This window comes from Longibaculum muris, assembly GCF_004343035.1.
Lineage (GTDB): Bacteria > Bacillota_I > Bacilli_A > Erysipelotrichales > Coprobacillaceae > Longibaculum > Longibaculum muris.
In genome coordinates this window covers 1-21,544 of sequence record NZ_SMCQ01000009.1, presented here as the reverse complement: position 1 = coordinate 21,544, position 21,544 = coordinate 1, and the positions used below count along the sequence as shown (strand labels likewise).

The 21,544-nt window shown below is 29.3% G+C and carries 23 protein-coding genes and 1 riboswitch; of the genes, 7 read left to right on the top strand and 16 right to left on the bottom strand.

The features are described from left to right. Window positions 1–195 precede the first annotated feature (195 nt). The 3 genes from EDD60_RS07610 to EDD60_RS07600 all read right to left on the bottom strand — a co-directional run bounded on the left by EDD60_RS07610 (window position 196) and on the right by EDD60_RS07600 (window position 3,383). Window positions 196–1,332, bottom strand: a complete 1,137-nt coding sequence (locus EDD60_RS07610) for an AI-2E family transporter (RefSeq protein WP_066445947.1) — start codon at window positions 1,330–1,332, stop codon at window positions 196–198. Window positions 1,333–1,394: 62 nt separating this feature from the next. Further along, window positions 1,395–2,843, bottom strand: a complete 1,449-nt coding sequence (locus tag EDD60_RS07605; RefSeq protein WP_066445951.1) for a sensor domain-containing diguanylate cyclase — start codon at window positions 2,841–2,843, stop codon at window positions 1,395–1,397. Between the two features lie 57 nt (window positions 2,844–2,900). Further along, window positions 2,901–3,383, bottom strand: a complete 483-nt coding sequence (locus tag EDD60_RS07600) for a QueT transporter family protein (protein WP_066445955.1) — start codon at window positions 3,381–3,383, stop codon at window positions 2,901–2,903. A gap of 70 nt (window positions 3,384–3,453) precedes the next feature. Continuing rightward, window positions 3,454–3,498, bottom strand: a riboswitch (PreQ1 riboswitch). Window positions 3,499–3,625: 127 nt separating this feature from the next. Here EDD60_RS07600 and EDD60_RS07595 point away from each other — a divergent pair. Genes EDD60_RS07595 through EDD60_RS07580 form a run of 4 tightly spaced genes read left to right on the top strand, consistent with a single transcriptional unit; the run spans window position 3,626 to window position 6,648 of the window. Further along, on the top strand, window positions 3,626–4,615 hold the full coding sequence (locus EDD60_RS07595) for a MarR family transcriptional regulator (RefSeq protein WP_066445967.1): 990 nt from the start codon (window positions 3,626–3,628) through the stop codon (window positions 4,613–4,615). Further along, window positions 4,612–5,253, top strand: a complete 642-nt coding sequence (locus EDD60_RS07590) for an HAD family hydrolase (protein WP_066445968.1) — start codon at window positions 4,612–4,614, stop codon at window positions 5,251–5,253. Before EDD60_RS07595 ends, EDD60_RS07590 begins: the two co-directional genes overlap by 4 nt. Then, window positions 5,246–6,061 carry an HAD family hydrolase gene (locus EDD60_RS07585; RefSeq protein WP_066445970.1) on the top strand — a complete coding sequence of 272 codons (816 nt, stop codon included), beginning with the start codon at window positions 5,246–5,248 and terminating at the stop codon, window positions 6,059–6,061. The genes EDD60_RS07590 and EDD60_RS07585 overlap by 8 nt, the downstream gene beginning before the upstream one ends. After that, complete coding sequence (locus EDD60_RS07580) at window positions 6,058–6,648, top strand: sugar O-acetyltransferase (RefSeq protein WP_066445973.1); 591 nt, start codon at window positions 6,058–6,060, stop codon at window positions 6,646–6,648. Before EDD60_RS07585 ends, EDD60_RS07580 begins: the two co-directional genes overlap by 4 nt. 95 nt (window positions 6,649–6,743) lie before the next feature. Here EDD60_RS07580 and EDD60_RS07575 read toward each other — a convergent pair whose 3' ends face one another. From EDD60_RS07575 to thrC, 10 genes are all read right to left on the bottom strand, one after another. Further along, window positions 6,744–8,192, bottom strand: coding sequence for a glycoside hydrolase family 1 protein (locus tag EDD60_RS07575; RefSeq protein ID WP_066445974.1), 1,449 nt, complete (start codon window positions 8,190–8,192; stop codon window positions 6,744–6,746). 17 nt (window positions 8,193–8,209) lie between these two features. After that, entirely contained in the window at window positions 8,210–9,109 is a 900-nt protein-coding gene (locus EDD60_RS07570; protein ID WP_066445977.1) for an alpha/beta hydrolase, read from the bottom strand. Continuing rightward, window positions 9,106–10,323, bottom strand: coding sequence for a hypothetical protein (locus tag EDD60_RS07565; RefSeq protein WP_132226350.1), 1,218 nt, complete (start codon window positions 10,321–10,323; stop codon window positions 9,106–9,108). Before EDD60_RS07565 ends, EDD60_RS07570 begins: the two co-directional genes overlap by 4 nt. A gap of 13 nt (window positions 10,324–10,336) precedes the next feature. Continuing rightward, window positions 10,337–10,582 (bottom strand): hypothetical protein, encoded by a 246-nt coding sequence (locus EDD60_RS07560; RefSeq protein WP_066445983.1) that lies wholly within the window; start codon window positions 10,580–10,582, stop codon window positions 10,337–10,339. A 121-nt stretch (window positions 10,583–10,703) separates the two neighbouring features. Beyond that, window positions 10,704–11,624 (bottom strand): PD-(D/E)XK nuclease domain-containing protein, encoded by a 921-nt coding sequence (locus tag EDD60_RS16665; RefSeq protein ID WP_449560096.1) that lies wholly within the window; start codon window positions 11,622–11,624, stop codon window positions 10,704–10,706. Window positions 11,625–11,725: 101 nt separating this feature from the next. After that, complete coding sequence (locus tag EDD60_RS16660; protein WP_257529139.1) at window positions 11,726–11,902, bottom strand: AAA family ATPase; 177 nt, start codon at window positions 11,900–11,902, stop codon at window positions 11,726–11,728. A 26-nt stretch (window positions 11,903–11,928) separates the two neighbouring features. Beyond that, entirely contained in the window at window positions 11,929–12,339 is a 411-nt protein-coding gene (locus tag EDD60_RS16655; protein WP_132226349.1) for an AAA family ATPase, read from the bottom strand. A 268-nt stretch (window positions 12,340–12,607) separates the two neighbouring features. After that, window positions 12,608–13,366, bottom strand: a complete 759-nt coding sequence (locus EDD60_RS07545) for a histidinol-phosphatase (protein WP_066446795.1) — start codon at window positions 13,364–13,366, stop codon at window positions 12,608–12,610. Between the two features lie 75 nt (window positions 13,367–13,441). Beyond that, entirely contained in the window at window positions 13,442–14,332 is an 891-nt protein-coding gene (thrB, locus tag EDD60_RS07540; RefSeq protein ID WP_066446793.1) for a homoserine kinase, read from the bottom strand. A gap of 2 nt (window positions 14,333–14,334) precedes the next feature. Next, window positions 14,335–15,819 (bottom strand): threonine synthase, encoded by a 1,485-nt coding sequence (gene thrC, locus EDD60_RS07535; protein WP_066446789.1) that lies wholly within the window; start codon window positions 15,817–15,819, stop codon window positions 14,335–14,337. Window positions 15,820–16,042: 223 nt separating this feature from the next. On the opposite strand from thrC, the gene asnA reads away from it, so the two are divergent. Both asnA and EDD60_RS07525 read left to right on the top strand, forming a co-directional pair. Continuing rightward, window positions 16,043–17,059: an aspartate--ammonia ligase gene (asnA, locus tag EDD60_RS07530; RefSeq protein ID WP_066446787.1), complete on the top strand. Its 1,017-nt coding sequence runs from the start codon at window positions 16,043–16,045 to the stop codon at window positions 17,057–17,059. Window positions 17,060–17,135: 76 nt separating this feature from the next. After that, window positions 17,136–17,468 carry a hypothetical protein gene (locus tag EDD60_RS07525; protein ID WP_066446784.1) on the top strand — a complete coding sequence of 111 codons (333 nt, stop codon included), beginning with the start codon at window positions 17,136–17,138 and terminating at the stop codon, window positions 17,466–17,468. 27 nt (window positions 17,469–17,495) lie between these two features. Here the strand turns inward: EDD60_RS07525 and EDD60_RS07520 are convergent, their stop codons facing one another. From EDD60_RS07520 to EDD60_RS07510, 3 genes are read right to left on the bottom strand one after another with little or no spacing between them, the layout of a single operon-like run. After that, window positions 17,496–18,251, bottom strand: coding sequence for a hypothetical protein (locus EDD60_RS07520; RefSeq protein ID WP_066446782.1), 756 nt, complete (start codon window positions 18,249–18,251; stop codon window positions 17,496–17,498). Continuing rightward, the gene (locus tag EDD60_RS07515) at window positions 18,245–18,943 is read right to left on the bottom strand and encodes an ABC transporter ATP-binding protein (protein ID WP_066446780.1); all 699 of its coding nucleotides are present in this window, start codon (window positions 18,941–18,943) and stop codon (window positions 18,245–18,247) included. Before EDD60_RS07515 ends, EDD60_RS07520 begins: the two co-directional genes overlap by 7 nt. After that, on the bottom strand, window positions 18,909–19,295 hold the full coding sequence (locus EDD60_RS07510; protein ID WP_066446778.1) for a GntR family transcriptional regulator: 387 nt from the start codon (window positions 19,293–19,295) through the stop codon (window positions 18,909–18,911). Before EDD60_RS07510 ends, EDD60_RS07515 begins: the two co-directional genes overlap by 35 nt. 157 nt (window positions 19,296–19,452) lie before the next feature. Here EDD60_RS07510 and EDD60_RS07505 point away from each other — a divergent pair, with 157 nt between their 5' ends. Further along, a complete protein-coding gene (locus EDD60_RS07505; RefSeq protein WP_066446771.1) occupies window positions 19,453–21,360 on the top strand; it encodes an NAD(+) synthase in 1,908 nt (635 codons plus the stop codon). Window positions 21,361–21,544: the final 184 nt, after the last annotated feature.

Sequence of the window (21,544 nt, the reverse complement as noted above, 5' to 3'; positions counted from 1 at the left end):
TAAAGCTGTTAATGTTAGTTAATTCATTTTTGCTCAAAAATATACTCTTATTCTCCTAGAACCTTTATGGGTTATCGGATACGCTCTCGCTATCTTTATTTTTACTTGTCATATGCGTAAAATTTAAAAGTATCCTCATAGAATAATTATTTAATTTGTACTCATATGGATCATACAACACAAAAAAATGGACTATCAATCCGATAGTCCAACTTTTGTATTCTTTTCTTTTAATCTTTGATTTGTCCATCTTCGCATTAATTCATATATTACTGAGAACGTTGGTAAACCAAATACCATCCCTGGTATTCCAAATAAACCGCCTCCAGCACTTACAGCAAATAAAACCCATAACGCTGATAATCCCACTGAACTTCCAACAACATGTGGATAAATAAGATTTGATTCAAATTGTTGTAATAAAGTACTAAATATTAAGAAAATAACAGCTTTAATTGGTGATACAAAGATAATTAATACCGAAGAAATAACTGCCCCAATAATTGGTCCAAAATAAGGGATAATATTTGTAAACCCTATAACTACAGCAGCAATCGATGCATATGGAATATCTAAAATAATACAACCAATATAACATAACACACCAATAATGACTGATTCAGTCAATTGTCCTGCTAAAAAGTTTTCAAAAGTTGATGAAGTTAAACGTAAAACCTCACTCGCTTGATTAAACTTTTGATCATTTAAAAAAGCATGTCCAACTTTTTTTACTTGTCTTAATAATTTATCTTTAGACAATAACATATATACTGCCATCACAAAGCCCATAAAAATATTCACAATGGTTGAAGTAATATGGGTAACGCCAATCGCAATACTTGGAACCCATGTTGATAATTTACCCAAAATTGTTTGTCCTAAATTTTGTTGGAAATTTTCTATTTTTATAAGAATATCTTTTGATAAATGAACTTCTTTAAAGAAATAATTTAACCATTCTTCAATTTGACTAAATATTCCTGGTAAATTATCAATTAACATACGAATGTTCTCAATGACTTGTGGTAAAACAACCATAATAATGACTGTTAAAACAAAGAAAACCAATAGAATTGATAATATAGCAGCAACTAATTTTTTAACCTTTTCTTTTTTAATTGGTAACTTTTTAATCAAATATTTCATTGGAATATTAAAAATAAAAGCCAATACAAAACCAATAATAAAAGGTTTAATAATTCCAATCAATTGTCCAATAAAACCCATAATATTCTTAAAATATATCAGACATAGAATTAATCCAGCAATATAAGTCACTAGAATAATCATATTTTTTAAAGTCAAATCTCTCATCTTATCTGTTGAACGCATTTTATCACTCCACTCTTTAATCACATTATAATCAGATATTGTGTATTAAATGTGAAGAAAGGTTATTGTTTTTTATATTCACAATAACCTTTCTTACCATGGGCTTTTATACAATATAAGGCTTTATCAGCTTTTTCATATAAACCTTCAAATGTTTCATCATCATTAGGATAAAAAGCAATCCCAATACTACAACTTCCATGATAGTGATGAGATTCATCAATTTGAACTTGAGAGACTTTAGCAATGATTTCATCACATTTCTTAAAGACATCTTCTCGATTTGTAATTTGATCCATCAAAATCATCATCTCATCGCCACCGATTCTTCCAACAATATCATAACTTCTAAAAATTTCTTTCAACGATTGAGCAACAGTCGTTAAGAAATGATCACCTACAACATGTCCATATTGATCATTAACTGCTTTAAAATCATCTAAATCAATAATGAGTAAAGCTTTCAATTGATAATCGATCAATCTTTCGGCAATTAATTTTTCTGTATTTTTCTTGTTATATAAATTTGTTAAAGCATCATATGTTGCTTGTCGACGTAATTTACGTTGTTCTCTATGAACCAGATTAAATATAGCGCCTAAATAAACAGTGACTCCTAATATAACAATTCCAAACAATGCTAACTCATGTCTTGAAAAGAACTGATATGGAGCATCTGCAACAGTCGTAGGAATAACATATCCTAAACTCCAATCATCAACTTCAAGTGGTGAGAAAGCTAAATACTTTTCTTGATTATCATTTAAAATATAATAATCAGGATTCCCATTCTTTAATTCCTTTTTTATCTTTTTAAAATTGCTATTTTTTAATTCTGCTCCAGCAAAATAATCAAAGAAATTCTTTTCATTACGAAAATATTCAGTAGAATCCACAGCAATAAAATCACCATTACTATTAACAACAAAAACATGTCCATTTTCTCTAAACGTTTGTGAAGGGAAAATAAGTTCACCTACATCCGATAACTTAAATGAACCTCCAACAACTCCAATAACCGCTTTATCTTTATAAATAGGAACACTTAAAACAATTCGATACTCATCATCATTTTCTGTACTCACTGATCTTGTAACAACTCTTTGACCTTTCATAGAACGATTAAAGAAAGGTCTGTGTCTTGCATCAAAAACTTGATTTAAACTCGTATGTGCCATTCCATCTGGAGTAATAATATAGACCTTACTCATAAGTGTATTATCATCTAAACTTGTAGCCATATTTATTGTATGATTATTGATCAAAGTCTCTTGAGTTGATGCAAAACTAGATAATGATTCTAAAGCATGAAGTTGTTGATCAATGATTTTTTCAATATTATTTGCTTGTAAAATCAAACTTTGTTTTAAATTATCTGCTGCTGTTTTTTGAATTTGATGCTCTATTGCAAATGAAAAAATTAACAATGAAACAATTATATAAACAACTAAAATAAGACTATATTTAATAGGTGTTGTTAACTTTTTATATAATTTTTTAATTTCTTCCATTTTAGGTCCCTCGCTGATTTTATTATACTTATTTTGTATTAAGTTTAAAAGCATTTTTTACGACAATAAATATTTTTGCATAAAATCATCATGCTTTTGTATTTCTTTAAATAGAAAACATCCTACTAACAAAACAATAAACTCCCCTACAAACACATAAAACATATTCATAAAGAATGGTAAATGCAAAATAAAATACAATTCTCCTCCAACAATAATACCATTAATAACAGCACCAGCAATCGCTCCAATATAAAGATTAGAAACTTTATACATCACAATTGTAGCAAGTGTTGTTGCGAGTGTTCCAAAGATAATATCAGCGAAGCCTAATGGGGAAGGAATATTGGCTAAAAAGCATCCAATAATTAAGCCTGGGATATATTTCTTATTGTAAAAAGCAAGAAAAATAAAGATTTCAGAAAACCTTAATTGAATGGCCCCATAAGAAAGACCAGAGCATAATATTGTCAATACAGCATAAACACATGCAATCATGGCATTTATTGCAACAACTTTAACATCTCGTTTTTTATTCATATTGTCCTCCTCCTTCTCAAGAACAGTGAGAAGTCAAACGCGAAAAAAGATGGTTTCATCACCATCATTCACATTCTTAGTTTTTTATACTGGGGTTATCTCGAACCAGTTTTCAGCACATTGTAGCACAACACTTTATTATATTCAATACAGACTATATTATTTTCAAAATATGAAATTATAATATCTTTTTTTATTGCCTTTTACTTTTATTACAGTATAATAAAAGTATGGAGGTGCTTATGAATCATAGTAAATTACAAGATATGAAAAGAAATCATCTCTATATGATTTTAAATGAGCTTTATTTAAATGATAATGCAACTATTAATGAACTTATCGAAAAAACTGATTTATCACAACCGAGTATAAGAAATATGTTACGTTCTTTACAAAAACAAAATATTATTCACGAAATAGGTTGTGATTTTTCTACCGGTGGAAGATGTCCAACACGCTTTGCATTAAATACTGATAAGTTTCATTTATTATGTATCTTTATTCAAAATCATATTGCGCATGTTCATATCATTTACAATAAACAAGAACAAGCTCATTTTCATATCGATTATCAAGTTGAAGTAGATCTGATTAAACAAATACAGCACATTATTCAACAATATTCTATTCATTGCTGTGTTCTTTCAGTAGAAGGAATTGTACAAGATCTTACTTACATCACAGACCATTTTAATTCATTAGAAAAACATTCTTGGGTTCAGACATTGAAAGATTCTATTGATATTCCCGTTTGTTTACAAAATGATGTTAAGGCTATGCATTATGGACAATATTTGAATCATCCAGTTACTCCATCTTTTTATTTACATATTAATGAACTGGGAATTGGTGGTTCTTATATGGCTCACAATGAACTATTAAATGGTCAAAATGGTATATCTGGTGAAATTGGTTTAATTCCCTATAATGGTAAGCCACTAAATCTAGCCATCAGAGAATGTCGTCATCAAGAACAATTTAATGAATTACTTCGTTTTCTATTAACGATTATTATTTCTACTTATGATCCAGCTTTTATTCACATTTCAATTGACAACCAATGGAATACAGAGTCCTTAACTTTAAAAGATTACTTATTACATCTTTTTCCATTAAAAATTGAAAATCAAATCATTTATCATCAAGAGTTTATGAATCTCATGTTTGATGGTTTACAGTACATAGGCATTCAATGTCTATTAAATAAAATAATTCAAGGAGAAGAAAAATGAAAAAATACAAAGCAATTATTTATGATATTGATGGAACAGTCTTAAATACTTTAAATATGAATATGTATCCCTTAATTCAAATTATTAAAGAAGAAACTGGAGAAGAATGGACTTTTGAACAAGTCTTAAAGTTTGCTGCTTATCCAGGGATGAAAGTTATGCAAGAACTTGGTGTTAAAGATCAAGAAAAGACTTATGCAAGATGGGTTAAATATGTAAATGAATATGAAGAAGGAGCTACTCTTTATGATGGATTCATGGAAGTGTTTAAGGCTTTTCAGGATAATCATATTATTCAGGCAGTTGTTTCAGCTAAAACTGCTAAACAATATGAAATTGATTTTGTTGATAAAGGATTAGATAAATTTATGGATGTTGCTATTTTGGCTGATGATACAACAAAACACAAACCAAATCCTGAACCTTTATTAGAATGTATAAAAAGATTAAATATTGAAGTCAGTGAGGCTATTTATATTGGTGATGCTTTATCAGATTATCAAGCTTCACGCAATGCTGGTATGGATTTTGGTTATGCTAAATGGGGAAGTGTTTCAAGTGAAGGGATAGATCATCCTGATCTTGTTTTTGAAAGTCCTTTAGATTTATTGAAATTGTTGGAGAAGAATGATGAATAAAATAAAAATGGTTATTACTGATTTAGATGGAACTTTTTTAAACAATGAGGAAATTGTCAGTCAAAGAAATATTCAAGCGATTAAGAAATTAAAAGAAAGTGGTATTTTATTTGGTTTTGCAACAGGAAGACCTATTTGTTCAGTAGAAAATCTTATTCCAAAATGGCAGATGGATGGAATGGTAGATTTTATCATTGGATTAAATGGTGGACATATTAAGGATTATAGATTACAAAAAGAAGAAAGATATTTTCAGATTGATGGTGATATTATTAAAGATATTATCAAACATTTTCATGATATGCCTGTTAATTTTGGAATTTATGATGAAAACTATTTAGCTGTATTAAAAGATGATTATCTTGCTCAAAGGCTTGCAAAAAGTGATGATATTCCTTATCAAGTTGTTGATTTTGAAGAACTGCTCAAGCATCAACAAAGTAAATTGATTGTCATTTGTGATCCTAAAGATATGCCTACCATTGTCAAACATGGACAATTGTTTTCACATCCTGCGGTTAAATCTTTACAAGCTGGTAAAATTGAATATGAATATATGCATCCTAAACTTTCTAAAAGTCATGGCATCAATATGCTATGTACTTGGCATCAGATTGAAATAGAAAATATATGTGCTTTTGGTGATGCCGATAATGATGCAGACATGATACATGATGTTGGAATTGGTATTGCAATGGAAAATGCCAGTCCTTTAACCAAATCATATGCAAAAGCAATAACTCTAGATAATCAAAATGATGGGGTTGCTGAATATATTGAAAAATTTATTTTAGGAGAAGAAAAATGACAGAAAAAGAAAAAATGCTAGCTGGTGAATTATATGATTGTGGAGATCCTGAATTATTAGAATTATGGCATTTGGGAAAAGATTTAGCACGAAAATATAATTTATTAGATTCTCATGATGCTCAAGGAAAAAAAGAAATTCTCAAACAATTACTTGGTGGTATGGGCGATAATCTTTGGATTACTCCACCATTCTATGTTGATTATGGATGTAATATTTTCTTTGGTAATAATTGTGAGGTTAATATGAATTGTACTTTTTTAGATGATAATAAAATTACTATTGGTGATTATGCTTTAATTGCTCCAGGAGTTCAAATTTATACTGCTTTTCATCCCACACATTATCTTGATAGATTTGGTGATAGTGCTGATTCAGATTTCAATTTTTGTAAGACTGAAACTGCTCCTGTAACGATTGGCAATCATGTCTGGATTGGTGGAGGAGCCATTATTATGCCTGGTGTCACAATTGGTGATAATGTTGTGATTGGTGCTGGGAGTGTTGTGACAAAAGATATTCCTGATAACACTATTGCATATGGAAATCCTTGTCGTGTCGTAAGAGAAAACAAAAGAATGCGTTAAACCATAGTCAAAGAACTATGGTTTTTTTAATCTTAAAATCTCAACAGATAATTTCATCATTATTACATATAAAAAAGGTATAGCATTTGCTACACCTATAATTCTTCACCATTTGTTTCAATAACTTTCTTATACCAATAATAAGAATCTTTAGGAATACGATTTAATGTTCCAGAGTTTTCATCTTCTTCTCTATCAACATAAACAAAACCATATCTCTTTTGATAACCATTTAACCAACTTAATAAATCAGTGTAAGACCATGTACAATAAGCAAGAACACGACAACCATCATCACATGCTTTCTTTAATTCTTCAATATGAGCTTTTAAATATGCAATACGATATGGATCATGAATCTTTCCACCTTCTACTTTATCAAATGCACCTAATCCATTTTCAGAAATCACAATTGGTAAATCATAACGTGATGTAATATCACGACAACACATTCTAAGTCCCATTGGATCGATTGTCCAATCCCAATCAGTTGTTGGCAAATAATCATTAGCTGGATTTTTATATAATCCTGGAATTCCTTGAATTTGTGCTGTTCCTTTCTTTCCAGTTGTATTCATAGTATTACTCATACCTACACCATTAATATCATTATATTCAGCAACACATGTTTGATAATAGTTAACACCCATAAAATCAACCAAAGCAGCAGCTTTTTTCAACGTTTCCATATCACCAGGTAAAACATCTGGAGTTACCCCATGACTTTCTAAATATGCCCAAGCACTTCTTGGATAACGTCCATAAGCATAAATATCCATCCACCAATAATTTTGTAAATCATCATAATCAGCCTTAGCCATAGCATTTTCTGGTTTTCTGTCATATGCATAACAAGGACTATAAGCAAAACTTGCCCCTACTTTTGCTTCAGGATAAAGTTCTTTTAATGCTAAAACTGCTCCAGCATGAGCCATATTAGCATGATGATTCACTTGATAGAAAGTTTTCATATCATTTTCTTTTCCTGGTGGATGCATTCCTTTAAGCCATCCAAATGATGTAAAGATATTTTGTTCATTCATAGTAATCCAGTATTTAACACGATCACCATATCTTTTAAATAATGTTGTTGCATAATTGACATAATCATCTACAATTTGACGACTTTCCCAACCATGATATTCATCTTCTAATGCTTGTGGCATATCCCAATGATAAACAGTAACCATTGGTTCAATTCCATATTTTAATAATTCATTAATCAAATCATCATAGAATTTTAAACCGGCTTCATTGATTTCACCATTTCCATTTGGATAAATTCTTGACCAGGCAATTGAAAAACGATATGTTTTTAATCCCATTTCTGCCATCAATCTAACATCTTCTTTATAACGATGATAATGATCTACTGCCTTATCTCCTGTTGTTGCTTTAAATGTTTTACCAGGAATTCTAACAAACTTATCCCAGTTTGATAGACCTTTGCCATCTGCATTCCATCCACCTTCGACTTGATAAGCTGCAGAAGCACTTCCCCATAAAAAATCTTTAGGGAAACCTTGTGATTCTTTAAAATACATATATTTCCTCCTTTTCTTTATATATTTTCATTCATAAACTCAATAAGAGATAATGAATAAGAATCATCTTTATCTTTTAATTCATATAAGTTTTGTTCTTTAATTGGAAATAATAATTTATTTGATGAATCATGATTATAAAGTGGAAAAACCATTTGGAATGGTACATCTTCATCCACTTTAGAATGAACATAAACAGTTGGAATAGTATTCTTCTTTACCAAAGAAACAGTATTCATCTTTTTAATATCTGCATTTAATTCATCTTTAATGACCTTTCTAATGACTGGACCACAAATCATTTTTGAAACCTTCAATTCTTTTTGACAACGTAAAGATAAATAATGATAAACATTATCATAAGCACCTTCACTAATAATTAAATCAACATTCTTTAACTTACCAAGTCCAGCAGTATTTAAGATTGTATTAGCTCCCATTCCTTTACCATACATAATAATACGATGATCATCGCCATATTTTTGTAAAAGATACGTATTAAAATACATTAAATCAAAAATATCACGATAACCAAATCCTCTAATATATCCATCACTTAATCCATGGGCATTCGCATCAACCATTAAAATATTTTCATCTTCAAAGATACTTTGTAAATAATCAACTGTCTTTTGTAAAGAATAAGCTGAACATAATAATGGATGTAAACAAACAATTGTTCTTTTTGCTTGTGGTTTTTCAATGAGATAAGCTTGTAAATATAATCCTTTATGATTTTTAATCTTAATCTTTTGAGCATGGAATTCTTCATACCAATTTCCTTGATCTTCTTTACTCAAATGTTCACGATATAACATCTTTTTAGCAAACTGATTTGCTAGGGCAAAACTTGCTGTTAATGTTGAAGCTGTTAATGTTGAAGCAACAGCGCCTGTAATTGCTAATTTCTTTTTCATTTATACCACTCCTTAAAATTATCTGTTAGTAATCTATTTATGTTCATAACCTGTTCAAAAGAACTTAAACGATATTTTTCATTTTCCATTCTAGCCGCAAAAAACTGAATAGCAGTCACAAGTTCATCTCTCACTTTAGGTCGCATCTCAAGTGGAAAAGTCTGAATTGGGAAACAAGTAAATATAAATGTATTATAATCTTCATGAAATAAATCTATAATAACTTGATAACCTTCACTTTTAACCAATGAATTTCCTAAAGCTAAATCTAAATCGTGATTTGCGAATGTTAACATATTATTGATAACACCACGTAATACTTTTAAAACAACTGCATAATATTGTTCATAATCATTATGAAAAATGTAATAGATATATGAGAAAACAAGATTAGCATCTTCTTTTTCTTCATCTTTATCATTTAAAACAAGTTTTTCTTTTAATGAATTAATCATTGCATTAGTTACAAGATATCGTGACAATACCATTGATCCAAAATCTGTCATAATTGCAAATGAAAATCTGGCATTTAAACATAGAGTTTGAATAGCTTCAAATAATTCATCCGATGCATATTTATAAAACTTATCTAAATGTTCATAAACAATACGTATGATTTGTCTTATATAATATAAATGAAATTGGTATTCAGTATCTAAATATTTAGAATTTGTTCCATCCCATTCATACTGATATAAAACATTTTTAAATAATAAATTAATTGAATCCATAAATTTCTTATAATTCTTATTTTTTAAATGAATCTCTAAACAAGGAATAAAGATTTTGTAATATTCATCCATTGTTTTTTGATTAATCCCATGATGATATTTCATATAATTTAATAAATCACAAAAATCTATTGGTTCAATAACTGTTGTTTCATGTGATATTGTTTTAATAAAACTTTCATATAGAGTATAATGTAAAGTACTTTTATATCCTGTCTTATTAATAATTCTTTGCAATGCATCTTTAACAATATATATTTTCTCTTGTTCATGTAAATCTTCAGAGAACGTATATGTTATACAGTCTTTACATTGTATTTCTACATAAATATCAATTTGTCTAAAGTTCTGATCTAACATATAATAATGAACTTTAAACGCTTTTTCTTCTGTACGATATCCACTATGATAACGATATTTTCCAACATACTGTGATTGATTTTGATCTATGAAATCCTTCATGATATTAATATCAAATCCCATATATCCACCTCCTTTAGTCTTGGTGTGCAGCTTTAAAACGTGGTAAAAAATTACTTCTTACATATTGTACAGCAATATTTCGTATATTTTCTTTAGAATAGTCTCCACCCATCATTAATGATGTATCCATAATTTCTTCTGTTAAGATTGTTAATTCATGATCAGTTAAAACTATATTTTCTAAAGCAATTGTTGTTTTAACAATTTCTTTACAATCCTCTAAATACACTTTTTTATCTATATCAGTTACATGTTCCATATTATTCTCACTCCTTGTTAATCATTATACCACAATTATGTCTACATTCTGTAATCATGAAAGAAAAAATTTATAATTTTTTTCTTTAAATAGACAAAGAAGCAATATGTCCTATTGCCTCTTACTTTATCATTGTTATTTTACATCTTTTTTTATGAAAAGCTATTCCATATCCAATTGCTTCCTTATATCCAATAGATAGAACTCCTTGTAAATACTTCCTATCTTTGATTTGTTGCGCACCTTTTCGACTGTCTGAAACAATCTCCTCAATTCTTGAAGAATGCTTACATTCAATGATGATAACCTTTCCATTAAAGGTATGTGGATAAATGATAATATCTGCTCGACCTTCCCCTATCTCTTTATTTGATTCTACTATATAATCACTCAACAATCCCATCAATAATCCATGATAAAAGGCTTCATTATTATCATAGTAGCTGATTGTTTTCATCAATATATCTGACAATATACTATCAGCTGCTTCTTCATTTTCTTCAAGCAACGCTTTTACAAAACTTGCTTTTCTTTCATTGGTATAGGTCTTGAAATAATCCATGAATAAATTATTATATATTTCGTAAACTTCTTTATTAGGAATAACCAATTCATAGGTATTCATATCGATTTCCCTGATGACTTTCAAATAACCTGTCAATAATAGAAAGCTATAGACATTATCCTGATTATCCATCTCCTGATAGGTTAAATCAAGCTTCAAACGCTTAATTAGTGATTGACCTTGCATCAAAGCAAGAAATTCCTGATATATATTATAATTTGCATTTTCTATATAGCTGACAACCAGTTCATTACTGCTCGTATTCGCCCAGAATGATTCTGGTTCTGGTTTTGACTGGATAGCTTTTAAAACATATTTCAAGACACTCCATGGATTATAGATCTCTGTACTGCCGAACCGATAACCATCATACCATTCCTTGACTTCATCTTTTTGTTCAAGAAAATTATATTCATTTAATAATTCATTCACTTCCTGTTGAGTAAAACCAAATCTTGTACTTGATTGTTCATCCATGATGGAATAAACATTGAAATTATTGAGTCCTGTAAAGATACTTTCCTTAGATATTCTAAGACATCCTGTCAGAACTCCTTTTTCTAGTGCATCATTAGTTTTCAAGGCTGATGAAATGGTTGATTTCTTAAGAAATCAACCATTTCATCATAATAACCATTTATATAGGCTGATTGTAATGGAACATCATATTCATCTATAAGAATAATCACTTTTTGTTGATAGTGCATATAAAGACAATGTGATAACTTCAACAATGCATCTTGAAGATCATTCATTGAACATGTTCTATTTTTATACATCTTTAGGATGTTTTTATCATCGTCATCAATATAGGGACTGGTATAAAGCTCTGGATTTTTTTCGTGATATCAGATATCAGAGAAGCAAATTTATCAATTTGTTGATGATAATCAGTTCTTTTCATATCTTTTAAAGTCATAAATATAACAGGATATTGATTCTGATGTAACATTGTCTCTTTATCTTTAGAAACATTTAATTCATCAAATAGATAAGCATTATCTTTCTCCTTGTGAGAAAAGAAATAATAAAGCATACTCATATTTAATGTTTTTCCAAATCTTCTTGGTCTTGTATAAAATACAAGCTTTTCATTCATAACATCATTTATCAATTCTGTCTTATCAATATAATAATATTGATCATCTATAATTTCCTTAAAGTTTTCTATTCCTACTGGTATCTTTTTCATGATGATGTACCTTTTCTATACTTAGTATTTAATCATTGCTATTTTGTTTTGGTTATGATTGTTTACCTCTAAAATCTAAATTTAAGATATTTCTAGAATTACAGATTTCTGTATTCCCAAAAATATCTCTTTTCATTTATATCAGTAACCAGCTTCTATTTCCATATATCTTCATTGTCATCTTGCTTAATTATTATACCATGAATATGTATAATTTTTTATATATTTATAACCTTTTATAATGAGAAAAAAGATGTCATTTCGACATCTATCTCAAAAATTTTATTTCTTCTGTGAGTTCAAGTCCCATTTGTTCTAATAAGGCCTTAGCTTGTTGATATGTTTGCATATCTAACAAAGCTGAACTTTCATGTGCATCCGTTCCAATAATTACTTTATTTCCCACTTCTTTAGCAATTTTAAAGAATGTTGTATTAGGATAATGACGATTTGTTGAGTATCCTAACAAGTTAAATTCTAAAGGCATATTGGCTTCCTTTGCAGCCAAACATAATCTTTTCATTTCTTGATAATAGAATGGGTCATCTGTTTTATAACATGCTAAATCTGGATGTGCCACATAGCTATACAAACCAGAGTGAATAGCTTTTATACAGTTATCCACATATTTCGTTAACTGTTGTTGAGTCAATGGTCGACCAAAATAAATACCTGTTTCATCTGTATCATCAAAATGGTTGCCTAAAATAATATAATCAATGGGATAGTTTTTTAATGTTTTCTTTAACCAAGGAATATATTTTTCAAAATATTCACATTCCAAACCAATCTTAATAGAAATCTGATTTTTATATTTTTCTCTTAATCCTAATAAAGTATTAACATATCCTTCTAATTTATCTTCTTCCATACGCATAGTTGAATGAAAAGAAGAATCATAATGCCAAGGAGTATGATCACTAAAACCTAATTCACTATATCCTGATTTAATTGCTGCTAAAATATAATCTTCCTCATTATCAATCGCATGATAACAACGTTTTGTATGTGTGTGATAATTCTTCATTTTTTACCTTCTTTCATTTCTGAACGTATTATAGCATAAAATGATCCTAAAAGAAAAGATTGCTTATTTGCAATCTTATAAATAATCACATGTATATCCACGCATATCTAATTCTAATTTTTCAACTTGCCAATCTTTCAATAAATCACCAAGTTCCTCTTTAATACGCACAACACCCTTTGTATCATCAGCATCAATAACCACCATAATTGTAGGTCCTGCTCCAGATAAATAAGCCCCTAAAATTCTTTCATCTTTTTCAAGAATATTCATAATTTCAGCAAAGCCTTGAATTAAAGGTCCACGATACGGTTGATGTAAACGATCCTTAAATCCTAATTTCAATCCTTCATCATAACCATTAATAAGTGAAGCAACCATTAATGCTAAATGAGAAACATTCGCAATCGCATCAGCTCTTGGTAATTCTTGTGGTAAGACAGAACGTGATTTTTCTGTAGATAATGTAAATGGTGGAATCAATGCAACAAAACGATAATCATGTTTGACTGGAATATTCAATGTTGTTACACCATCACTCATAACTGAAACTGTTAATCCACCAAAAATAGCTGGTGCAACGTTATCTGGATGCCCTTCTATTTGAGTTGCAAGTTCTAATATTTCTTGACGCTCATCATAACGATCAACGAATGCATAAGCTCCAACAATACCTGCTACAATACATGTTGATGAACTTCCTAATCCACGCGTATAAGGTACATCTCCACTACATTCAATACGTACTCCATTAAAATCCAATCCACAAGCCTTTGCCCCTTCAACAAATGCTTGATAAGTCATATTATCAGCATTACAAAATTGTTCTGGACATCCAGTAATTTGTAATCCTTCATCAATTAATTCAAAAGTAAATGTATTATACAGTGTAACAGCTAATCCTGCCACGTCAAATCCTGGTCCAAGATTGGCACTTGTTGCCGGAACTTTTACTTTGACCTTCATATCTATAACCCCTTTACTTGTTCACCAATAAAGTCAATAATTGAATCTTTATCAATGACTTTTGTGTGTAAAACTTTTCTATCTTTAATTCCTTGTAATGGATAAGGAATATCAACTTGAGTTGTTTCATTTAAAGCATCAATTGCACTATATTCATCTAATGTTTGATCAGTAATAGCCTGATAAACTGATTCAGGGAATTTATAAGGAGATGCTGTTGAAAGTAAGATTGTTTTTGTCTGATCTTGAGATTCTTTTTGATATTGTTTATAAACCCCATATCCTACTGCAGTATGTGTATCTAATAAATATCCTGTTTCCTTATAACACTCACCAATTGTTTCAAGAACTTGATTTTCATTTAACCATCCTGCTTTAAAGTTTTCTTTAACTTTAGTCATAACATCTTCATCAACAATATATTTACCCGTTTCATTTAATTGATCCATATATTTTTTAACCTTACTAGCATCTTGACATAAGAAATAAACAAGTCTTTCTAAATTACTTGAAACTAAAATATCCATTGCTGGTGCATTTGTTTTATAAAATTCACGATTCGCATCATATTCACCAGTCTTAAAGAAATCAGTTAAAATATTATTTTTATTAGAAGCAATAATAAATTTTTGAATTGGTAATCCCATCTCTTTAGCAATATATCCAGCTAAACAATTTCCAAAGTTTCCACTTGGAATTGTAAAGTTAACTGCTTCCCCTAATTCCACTTCTCCTTCTTTAACCAAAGTAAAATAAGAATAGAAATAATAAACAATTTGAGGAATTAATCTACCAATATTGATTGAGTTTGCAGATGAAAGGAAAACATGATGTTCATCACAAAGTGCTTTAAGTTCTTGTGAATTAAAAGCTTTCTTAACAGCGGTTTGAGCATCATCAAAATTCCCCCTAATTCCAATAACATCAACATTCTTACCAGTTTGAGTAATCATTTGTTGTTTTTGAATTGGTGAAACCCCATCAATTGGATAAAAAACCTTAATACAAGTGCCTTCAACATCTTTAAATCCTTCCAAAGCAGCTTTCCCAGTATCTCCAGAAGTTGCTGCTAAAATCATAACTTCCCTATCTTCACCTTTTTGTTTTAAAGAAAAAGTCATAAAATGTGGTAATAATGATAAAGCCATATCTTTAAAAGCTGCTGTTGGTCCTTGGAATAATTCAGCAACATAGACATCACCTGCTTTTTTCACTGGAACAACATTTTTCGGAAACAAACCACTTCCATATGCTTTTTGACATAATCCTCTGATATCCTCTTTTACATCATCTGGTGTAAATACAGAAATAATCTCAGTTGCTAAATCTACATAATTTAAATCCTTTAAAGCATTTAAATCTTTTTGTGGCATTTTAAAATCAGGAACAAGTAATCCACCATCACTTGCAATTCCTTGTAAAATAGCTTCATAAAAATTTAATGGTTGCTGATTTCCTCTTGTACTTAAATACATTTTTTCTTTCATATTCATTCCCCCAATCAATTATTTGTCTTATTGTATACAATTTTATTTTACAAGTCAATAATATTAGAAATTTTCAATATTTTCTACCTATTTTTTTGATTTTCCAAGAAAAAAGTTTTATTTTTATAGAATTATATCGTAAATTTATCAAAAAATATTTATTATTTTGACTAACCCTCTTGAATAGACTATAATAGAAAAAAATAAAGAGGGGGATTTAATCGTGAGTAAAATTATCATTCCAAAGGGATATCATCCACAATTAAACTTAATTGAAACTGAAGTTGCTATTAAAATGATTAAAGATACATTTGAAAGAAGATTAGCTGAACAACTTCGTCTTACACGTGTTTCAGCACCATTATTCTTATTAAAAAATACTGGTTTAAATGATAATTTAAATGGCGTAGAAAAACCTGTTTCATTTACATCATTTGAATTAAATCATGATGATGAAATAGAAATCATTCATTCTTTGGCTAAATGGAAAAGAGATGCTTTACACCGCTATGGTTTTGAACGTCATACTGGTTTATATACTGATATGAATGCCATTAGAAAAGATGAGGAACTTGATAATATCCATTCTATGTATGTAGACCAATGGGATTGGGAAATGGTGATTGCTAAGGAAGATCGAACAATGGATTATTTAAAGGCTATTGTTTCAAAAATCTATAATGCCTTATTAGATGTTGAGTTCTTAATGATTAGACATTATCCTCAATTGGGTGAATCTATTTTACCTGATGAAATTTATTTTATTACTTCTCAAGAGTTAGAAGATAAATATCCTAACTTAACACCTAAGCAAAGAGAACGTGCCATCACTAAAGAAAAGAAAGCTGTTTGTTTATTACAAATTGGTGATTTATTAAAATCTGGTCATAAGCACGATAATCGTGCACCTGATTATGATGATTGGAAATTAAATGCTGATATCCTTATTTATAATACCCAATTAGATGATGCCTTAGAAATTTCAAGTATGGGTATTCGCGTTGATGATCAAGCTTTAAAAGAACAATTAGAAAAAGCTAATGCGAATGAACGTTTAACTTTACCTTATCATCAAAATATTATCAATCATATCTTACCACTAAGTATTGGTGGAGGAATTGGTCAAAGTCGTTTGTGTATGTTCTTTTTAAGAAAAGCACATATTGGTGAAGTTCAGGCTTCTTTATGGGATGAAGAAACAATGAGACTTTGTGAAGAAAATCAAATTCATTTACTTTAACGATATTTTAGCAATATCGTTTTTTTCACACTATTTACATATTGTATTGTTACAATGGTAAAAAGGAGGAAAGACCATGAAGATAATAAAACCATTGATAACTATTTTAGGATTTTTACCCGCATTATACTATACCCCTATTTTTCTTATCTTTCTCTTTAATCATATTCCTATTATTTCATTAATTCCTACTATGATTATAACGATATGTACGTTTTTAGCTCCCATCTATCTCATGAAAAAAAACCATCAGAAATGGATAGGAATAATTGCTGCTGGCTTTATTTGTATTAGTCTTTTTATCGAAGCGGCTTTACCAAATGCTTTTTCTGTAGAATTATCCATGGGATCTGCTATTTTTTTAAGTATTATTTATTTACTATACTATTTTGTTTTACAAAAACATTAAAGGTCATCCTAATGATGACCTTTTTGCTTATTCAATTTCAATATGATGATCAATCAGATAAACTGTCAATCCACTCAATAACAAACCAAAAACAATATAATAAAATCCATAAAACATCGTATGAGATGATATATAATCACCAAACACTGTTAATGCAATCCACCCGATTATAAGATTCAAAACTAAATATCCTATAATAGCAAATACCATTTGATGTTTACGCACCCATTTTGAATGAGCCAATGTTAATGCAAAATAGATACTACCTACAGTTATAAATAAATTTCCTAAAACAAAAACCACATTGCCTAAGAAATCTAATGGATAATGCACCATATAATTCATAAAACTTCCAGCAATCTCAGTAACGGCTGACATTAAACTCGACACAGTTAATGCTTCCATCTTAAATGATGTCACAATCATCATTAAAATAAATCCAGCTATTAATACAATTCCAGCAATAATCAACCAAATCACTGCTGTTAAAACTTTTGCTACAATTAATTCAGTAGTAGAAACTGGTAAAGTCAATGTTAAATAACCAGGTCTTTCAAAGACTGAACGATTAAAATTCATAAAAATACTAACAAATAAAGCAATTGCAATCCCCATCAGTAAAACAGCAAATCCTAAACCAAAGATTACACTTATAAATGGTAATTTTGATAAAAATCCGTCCATTACATAAGGCATGATTATGCAACCTATCAAAAATGCCGCAAAAGACATAAGAAATGTACGATAAGAATGGATAAATTCATATTTCATTAATTTTAACATTTGAATTCCTCCCTAAATATTTCATCAATTGATGTTTGTCTTTTTGTTCTTAATTCTTCACTATCTTCATGTAAAACAACTTCACCATTTTTCAAGAAAATAATTTCATCAAATATTTTTTCAATATCAGCTATTAAATGTGTAGATATCAAAACAACTGCATCTTCTGCATAATTTTTTAAAATGACATCTAGTATAAAATCTCTTGCAGCTGGATCAACACCACCAATAGGTTCATCCAAAATATAAATCTTAGCTTTTCTAGACATAACTAAAGCCAATTGAAATTTTTCTTTCATTCCTTTAGACAATTCTTTAATCTTTACATTCTTTTCAATATTCATTCTTTCCATTAAAGAAATAGCCTTACCAGAATCAAAGTCTTGATATAAATCTTTAAAAAGATTTAAAGCATCTGTTGTAGTCATCCAATTTTCAAAATATGGTTCATCTGGCAAATATGAAATAATACTTTTAGAATGAACACCTAAAGGTTGTTGATCAATTAGAATTTCTCCTTGATAGTCTTTTAATAAACCATTTAATATTTTAATTAATGTTGTTTTTCCACTACCATTTGGTCCTAACAAACCAATAATTTTTCCACTTGTTAAACTTAAATTAATATTTTTTAAGACTTTTTTCTTTCCATATGATTTATTTAAGTTCTGAATACGAATTAATTCTTCCATAGTCATCCTCCTTAAGATATTGTAGTATTTCTTCTTTTGAAATACCTAATTGCTGCATTTGTTCAATAAATAAAGTTATAATTTTTTTTATTTGCTTATCCCTACATTCATCAATCAATGCTTGATTATCAGCCACAAATCTACCTACTGCTCTTTCTGTTCGCATAAAACCTTCACGTTCTAACTCAACAAATGCTCTTTGAATTGTATTAGGATTAACTTCTAATGTACTTGCCAATTCTCTAACAGACGGCAGTTTATCTCCTGGTTTTAGCGTTCCATTCATAATTTGCATTTTTATATCATCCATAACTTGAAGATATATTGGAGTATTTGCATGAAAATCATTCATATTTATCACTCCCTACTGTATTAATACACTAATACAGTAACACAGATGTTTCGCACTGTCAATAAATTGTATAAATTATTAATAATTTTAACTATAAACTCTATTTTTGTTTATACTAAGATTATGATATAATATATACCAATTGGAGGTTATGATTATGAAAGATGGATTTGTAAGAGTTGGATGTGCTAGCTTTCCTATTCAATTAGGTCAAATCAAAGAAAATGCTAAAAATATTATTGAATATGTAAAAAAAGCAAATGAAGAACATGTGAAGGTTTTAGTATTTCCTGAATTGTGTTTAAGTGGATATACAATTGAAGATTTATTTTATCAAAAACGTATTTTAAATGAAGTCACAGAACAAATTGATATCATTTTAGATGAGACATATGAATTAGATATGTTATTTGTAATTGGAGCACCTTTAGTTCATATGAATAAATTATATAATTGTGCAATTGTTATATGTGGAGGAGAAATTTTAGGAATTGTTCCTAAGACATATATTCCTACCTATCATGAATTTTATGAAGGTCGTCATTTTGCTAGTGCACCTCAAGAGTGTACTGAGATATTCTTAAACGGAGAATATTATCCATTTGGAACTGATATGATTTTTGAAGCTTTTCAACAATCACATTTAAAAATTGCTATTGAGATTTGTGAAGATTTATGGGCACCTTTACCACCAAGTACAAAACATTGTTTAAATGGTGCAACATTGATTTTAAACCCTTCCGCAAGTAATGATTTAACAGCGAAATCAGATTATCGTCGTTTATTAGTATCTTCTCATAGTGCTAGACTTGTTTGTGGTTATGCTTATTGTAATGCTGGTTTAGGTGAATCTACAACTGATGTTGTTTTTAGTAATCATCATTTAATTGCTGAAAATGGAGCAATCTTAGAAGAATCTATTCAATATGAAGATGGACTTATTTATACTGATTTAGATTTAGATAAACTTGTAAGTGAACGTGTTGAGATGTCAACATATCAAACAAGAAATGATCATTATCATTATATTCCTTTTGAAATTGATGATGAAGATTTAGAATTAGAGCGTTATTATGATCCTCATCCATTTGTTCCTAGTGATGAAAGCCAAAGAGCTATGCGTTGTAAAGAAGTCTTTGATATTCAAATTCATGGATTAATCCAAAGATTAAAAGCTACTCATATTCAAAAAGTTGTGATTGGGATATCTGGTGGTCTAGATTCTACTTTAGCTTTATTGGTTGCAAGTATGGCTTATCAAAAATTAGGTTATCCTTCTTCTGATATTATTGCTGTAACAATGCCTTGTTTTGGAACAACTTCACGAACTAAAAATAATGCATTAAAAATGATGGAAGAATTAAAAGTAACTTCAAAGACTGTTGATATTACAGAGGCTGTATTACAACATTTTAAAGATATTCATCATGATGAGAACATTCATGATGTGACATATGAAAACTGTCAAGCAAGAGAAAGAACTCAAGTTCTTATGGATATTGCTAATCAAGAAGGTGGTATTGTCATTGGAACAGGCGATTTATCAGAAGTTGCTTTGGGATGGTCAACTTATAATGGTGATCATATGAGTATGTACGCTGTCAATGTTTCCGTCCCTAAAACATTAGTAAGATATCTTGTTGATTATGTTTCTACGCTTTATAAAGGTCAACCATTAGAAGAAACTTTACAAGATATTCTTAATACTCCTGTTTCTCCTGAACTATTGCCAGCTAAGGATAATGAAATTGTGCAAAAGACTGAAGATATTGTTGGTCCATATGAGTTACATGATTTCTTCTTATATCATCATGTAAGATTTCATTATGAACCTAGAAAACTTTATCGTATTGCTTGTTTAGCATATCAAGATCAATATGATAACCAAACAATCAAGAAATGGCTAACCCTTTTCTATCGTCGTTTCTTCACTCAACAATTTAAACGAACTTGTATTCCTGATGGTCCAAAAGTTGGTAGTGTTGCTTTATCTCCTCGTGGTGATTTGAGAATGCCAAGTGACGCTAATGTTCAATTATGGTTAGAAGAATGTGAAAAATTATAACTTCAAAATCCATCTTTATGTGAAATTATGTGAAGTAGAAAATAAAAAAGAAATTTGCCCTCTTACTCTCGTATATAGAAGTAGGAGGACTTTTTTATGATAATGAAAAGAAAGAAAATTGTTGATTTTAAAAATGATGTTTTGTTCAAGTATACCTTGAGAGATGATCAGGACCCTGATTCTA

What these genes read in the sequence shown, in the direction of transcription:
- EDD60_RS07610 (WP_066445947.1), bottom strand. Translation starts at nt 1,332, where the DNA reads ATGCGTTCAACAGATAAGATGAGAGATTTGACTTTAAAAAATATGATT.
- EDD60_RS07605 (WP_066445951.1), bottom strand. Translation starts at nt 2,843, where the DNA reads ATGGAAGAAATTAAAAAATTATATAAAAAGTTAACAACACCTATTAAA.
- EDD60_RS07600 (WP_066445955.1), bottom strand. Translation starts at nt 3,383, where the DNA reads ATGAATAAAAAACGAGATGTTAAAGTTGTTGCAATAAATGCCATGATT.
- EDD60_RS07595 (WP_066445967.1), top strand. Translation starts at nt 3,626, where the DNA reads ATGAATCATAGTAAATTACAAGATATGAAAAGAAATCATCTCTATATG.
- EDD60_RS07590 (WP_066445968.1), top strand. Translation starts at nt 4,612, where the DNA reads ATGAAAAAATACAAAGCAATTATTTATGATATTGATGGAACAGTCTTA.
- EDD60_RS07585 (WP_066445970.1), top strand. Translation starts at nt 5,246, where the DNA reads ATGAATAAAATAAAAATGGTTATTACTGATTTAGATGGAACTTTTTTA.
- EDD60_RS07580 (WP_066445973.1), top strand. Translation starts at nt 6,058, where the DNA reads ATGACAGAAAAAGAAAAAATGCTAGCTGGTGAATTATATGATTGTGGA.
- EDD60_RS07575 (WP_066445974.1), bottom strand. Translation starts at nt 8,192, where the DNA reads ATGTATTTTAAAGAATCACAAGGTTTCCCTAAAGATTTTTTATGGGGA.
- EDD60_RS07570 (WP_066445977.1), bottom strand. Translation starts at nt 9,109, where the DNA reads ATGAAAAAGAAATTAGCAATTACAGGCGCTGTTGCTTCAACATTAACA.
- EDD60_RS07565 (WP_132226350.1), bottom strand. Translation starts at nt 10,323, where the DNA reads ATGGGATTTGATATTAATATCATGAAGGATTTCATAGATCAAAATCAA.
- EDD60_RS07560 (WP_066445983.1), bottom strand. Translation starts at nt 10,582, where the DNA reads ATGGAACATGTAACTGATATAGATAAAAAAGTGTATTTAGAGGATTGT.
- EDD60_RS16665 (WP_449560096.1), bottom strand. Translation starts at nt 11,624, where the DNA reads ATGGATGAACAATCAAGTACAAGATTTGGTTTTACTCAACAGGAAGTG.
- EDD60_RS16660 (WP_257529139.1), bottom strand. Translation starts at nt 11,902, where the DNA reads ATGAATGATCTTCAAGATGCATTGTTGAAGTTATCACATTGTCTTTAT.
- EDD60_RS16655 (WP_132226349.1), bottom strand. Translation starts at nt 12,339, where the DNA reads ATGAAAAAGATACCAGTAGGAATAGAAAACTTTAAGGAAATTATAGAT.
- EDD60_RS07545 (WP_066446795.1), bottom strand. Translation starts at nt 13,366, where the DNA reads ATGAAGAATTATCACACACATACAAAACGTTGTTATCATGCGATTGAT.
- thrB (WP_066446793.1), bottom strand. Translation starts at nt 14,332, where the DNA reads ATGAAGGTCAAAGTAAAAGTTCCGGCAACAAGTGCCAATCTTGGACCA.
- thrC (WP_066446789.1), bottom strand. Translation starts at nt 15,819, where the DNA reads ATGAAAGAAAAAATGTATTTAAGTACAAGAGGAAATCAGCAACCATTA.
- EDD60_RS07525 (WP_066446784.1), top strand. Translation starts at nt 17,136, where the DNA reads ATGAAGATAATAAAACCATTGATAACTATTTTAGGATTTTTACCCGCA.
- EDD60_RS07520 (WP_066446782.1), bottom strand. Translation starts at nt 18,251, where the DNA reads ATGTTAAAATTAATGAAATATGAATTTATCCATTCTTATCGTACATTT.
- EDD60_RS07515 (WP_066446780.1), bottom strand. Translation starts at nt 18,943, where the DNA reads ATGGAAGAATTAATTCGTATTCAGAACTTAAATAAATCATATGGAAAG.
- EDD60_RS07510 (WP_066446778.1), bottom strand. Translation starts at nt 19,295, where the DNA reads ATGAATGATTTTCATGCAAATACTCCAATATATCTTCAAGTTATGGAT.
- EDD60_RS07505 (WP_066446771.1), top strand. Translation starts at nt 19,453, where the DNA reads ATGAAAGATGGATTTGTAAGAGTTGGATGTGCTAGCTTTCCTATTCAA.